This is a genomic window from Acinetobacter sp. ANC_7682 (assembly GCF_056779795.1).
The window spans coordinates 1-1,024 of the sequence record NZ_JBWYIQ010000074.1 but is presented as its reverse complement, the minus strand read 5'-3'; the positions used below and the strand labels follow the sequence as shown (position 1 = coordinate 1,024).

The following is a 1,024-nucleotide window of genomic DNA, read 5'->3' as shown; positions in this document are numbered from 1 at the left end:
GAAGGTAACAATTGTAGAATTCGTCATCGAATCAGGCGTGGATTTAGGAGAAGTTGCAACTTTTCTAAAAAGCTCGAAAATCATTTTAAAGTCTTTGATTTGACTTTCTTTTACCTTAATAACGGATTTGTTTAACGCCAGCATACTTTTTGAAACACCACCGGATTTCATAATTACACCTTAATGATGGGATATTATTTGAGATCTAGCTTGATTTTTAATAGCTAGATTTCGTGTTTAATTATTGTTCAATATTTAGATTAATTAAACAAACATTATTTTAATTATTAATTTGAACGAATTAATATCATGGTGGTTATAATGAGATGTGAGTCACAATAATATTTTTTTATTTGTTATTTTGTTATTTTGTTATTTAGATAAATTATTTTATTTATATATATTTTGTATTTTATTATATTATTTGTGATTGGATTAATATTTATTAAAATTAATAGTATATATAAATCAGTATTTTATGTTTTATTATTGTTTTCTTTAAATATTTAAGTGTGATTCTTTTTTTGAATTTAATTTAATATGAGAATAAATTCTCACTATTTTAGTTGAATATTGATAAATAACTCATAACGAAATATTTTGGAATTTCATTCAAAGTTATTAAAAATTAATTCTTATATTGTGAAGTTTTTCTTATATGTTGATTTGGTGTATTTTGTGATTTAATTCACACATATTATCGTTGGGTATTTTAATTAAATTTGGGTGGGCTAATTATATGATTTTTAAACCACGAATTTTTTTGATCACAGTGTTATAAGGCCTGTTTGATTTTTGACAAGGTCTGAGCATCATTAATATGCGCATGCTGCTTATCTTAGCCAATCGATACAACAGAACACTTTAAAATAAATTCATCTAAACTTATTTTGTCTTCAGTCAATATAAGTATCAATTCGTTCAATTTCAAAGGGCTTTGTTGCACAAACCTATCTGTAAAGGGTTTTTCAGCGATATAATTTTCAAATGAAGAAGCCTACACACAAAATCTACCGCACAACCA

At 25.0% G+C, this 1,024-nt stretch carries 1 pseudogene; it reads left to right on the top strand.

Annotation, left to right across the window (positions count from 1 at the left end):
* Positions 1-135: pseudogene (locus AC1M9D_RS14015) on the top strand (IS1 family transposase); the annotation flags it as partial.
* Positions 136-1,024: the final 889 nt, after the last annotated feature.